The organism is Pseudomonas sp. 05N434, from assembly GCF_056396965.1.
Genome location: NZ_JBFTMK010000641.1, coordinates 1 through 2,606 on the forward strand (window position 1 = coordinate 1; position 2,606 = coordinate 2,606).

Here is a 2,606-nt window from a genome sequence, read left to right on the forward strand (position 1 = left end):
ATTTAGGTGAGTTAAGGCATCTTCTACAGCGTCGAATACAGGTGTGATTTGAGATCGAAATACGTCGTGCGCCGACCTAGCTGAGGTTAGCCCGTCTGCCCCACGCAAACCAACATCTGCTGCTTTAATAAACTGCTCCAATGGATGCATAACTTGTTCTGTTAGCGTCTCAATAAGAGCTGCATCTATGGTTGTAAGTTCCTCGAGAAGAAGCTCGGCGGCCTTCTGCTTTTTTTTTGCGACATGTTCACCATAAGAGTTTTTTACCCACGCCTTGCAAAAACTAGAGTAATAGCCATCGATTTCTCCGCACCTGAACTTAACGCGTGAGATCCAATCGCGAGGTTTTCGGCTTCTGAATACGATGAATTGCTTTTGGAGTTCCTTCCGCATATCCCCGTCGTCCTTATAGAACGACAAATAGTAGTAAGGAGCCAAGAACTCCATTAGGTTGCGGGTGAAACCTGTAACGTCTTCCGATATCTTCAAAAAATTTTTGGCGCACTCTTTATATTCTGGCCTGATCCTCCTCCCAACTATGGCATAAGCCATGGTCAGTGCTTCAGCGATCTCCTGAAGCGCCTTAGCGGTTTTAGCGATCTTCTCAAGGGATAATGGCGGTTCGCTCTCAGACATGAAACCTCCCGAATTTGACTCTCAGCCCTAAATAAACCCCAAGTGTGGGGATAACGCTTTCGCGGGCTTGGCGGATAAAAATAGGCATGTCTAACAATAGATGTGGTTCACGGATTACTACACTTGATTCCTAAAATATTTTAAAATTAGCAATATTTCGAAAAGGTCTAAATCGCGATTCGATTATTTTTAAGTGATGATCTAGTGTTCTCTGTTGTAATGAGAAGTACTCCATGTAATAAGCGAGCTGAGCGAGGGTGCGATGCAAAACTATATAAAGTTCATGATTATTACGATATTAAGCGGCATCTCAGGCGCAGCAACTGCGGATATCGTCACATTTGGTTGTGATGCGGATCAAGCGTCCACCTGCTATTTTAGTATTCGCTATGCTAGCGGAAACGGAAATCGCAATTTTACCATGAGGGGTGGTACCAATGACAACATAAGCTCTGTCGTTCCAGGTAGTGACTATTACTTGGTTTCAATAGATCAATCACCTCCGGCTGACCCAAGTGATTGTGGAAAAACCTACTGGTGCAAACGCGCCACGATTAGCAGCGGATACAACAACTAAGCTATCGATCTCCTTTCTGTCGTACGTGGATTGTCAATGCTACGATTGTGCTGAAGATGAACGGATAGTTTTTCATGGGGGCAATATTATTCGCCCCCTTGGACTCCAGAAGGTTGCGCAGGCTAGGTATCCACTACGAACCCCACTTAACTTAAGATGGGGTTTAGGGAGCACATACGACGGACGAAGAGGGTGAAAGCCTCTCCCTATCAATCATGGAGAATCCGGCCGGCCCCCCATCTACCTCCACGATCCACGCGCCTTGCTCGATGGTATCGGCAAGCGTGACAGCGTTTGTACTTAGTGCAGTCATGACTGGCCAGGTCGATTTCAAGCGCGTGGTCTATTGCGCTGCAATTACGCAAAGTACTCCGCCCGCGACCAGAATGTTGCGGATTTGTTTTGTGGAAAGCTTGGCGGCACCGCCCGGCGTTTTAAGCGCAGAGTCAGTGCCAACAATAATGCCAACGATCTCTCTTTCTGATCGTCCATCACTGAGCAGGCGCTTAGCGTGGGAGCAAATGCTCTGATTGCGATCTATTGTGGCCTCGCGGCGTATAGCCGCCGAGTTATTGCCGGCTTTGCGTGCAGCAGCGCTGATTCGGATCTTCTCGCTACTGCTCAGCAGCGGAGAGGCATACACGCTCGCGAGGGTCGCGTAATATTTGGCGGCCCCCATCAAGTCTGCGACGTTTTCTCGCGCTTCGATTTCTAATTGAGCTTGCTCGCGGCGCACCTCACTCAGAAATGCGGCGAAGCTTACTGGCTCGTTTTGGGCCAAAGCTGAGAGCTCCACGCGGCTGCCCGCATAAAGGTCTGCATCAAAGTCAGTTAACCAACGTCCTAAAACTTCAACGACCCGACATGCACGATCTATGGCCAGTGCGGCGACATATTGGCTATCGGTAACACCCGACTCGGATGACTCTCCGACTATCCATCGAATGCAGCGAGGCAGGTCATCCTGAGAACGGTCAAAGCGCTGGCGAATGTTGGGTGAAAGACGGCGCACCTCTGCCACTACCCGAAAAGATTCAACTGACCATTCGCCATCTTGCTGATGATTCGCCCAATGTTGCTGGCCTTCGCGTATGAGCTGCAGTGCATCATGTAAACGCTCTGCAAATTCGTCATACAGCGCCAAGTGTTCCAACGCCTCGACGACCTCCCAATCATCAATGTCGAGTGGGGCGCTCAAATAAAATCTATTGCTCATCATTCGCCCCCTCGCCCCATGCATGCGACCGGGAAAACGCGGGCGGCAGCACCCGGGAATGCTGGAGTGCCGTCAGCTAGGAGAGAGAGGTTTTGTCTGTGAGCGCTAACGGGTCTGGAACACCTTTTGTGTCCCATCGACAATGTGTTCCAGCTATTCGCATTTTGTGTTCCAGCC

The 2,606-nt window shown here is 49.6% G+C and carries 2 protein-coding genes; both read right to left on the bottom strand.

Translation table 11 applies throughout. The annotated features are described in order from the left end of the window. A partial coding sequence (locus AC1DLB_RS27305; protein ID WP_477786033.1) for a hypothetical protein occupies positions 1-636 on the bottom strand: 636 nt, incomplete at its 3' end. Between the two features lie 920 nt (positions 637-1,556). Then, entirely contained in the window at positions 1,557-2,429 is an 873-nt protein-coding gene (locus AC1DLB_RS27310; RefSeq protein ID WP_477781602.1) for a hypothetical protein, read from the bottom strand. Between the last annotated feature and the right edge of the window lie 177 nt (positions 2,430-2,606).

Bases quoted from the DNA above. Each gene is read 5' to 3' on its own strand.
- AC1DLB_RS27310 (WP_477781602.1), bottom strand. From the start codon at position 2,429: ATGAGCAATAGATTTTATTTGAGCGCCCCACTCGACATTGATGATTGG.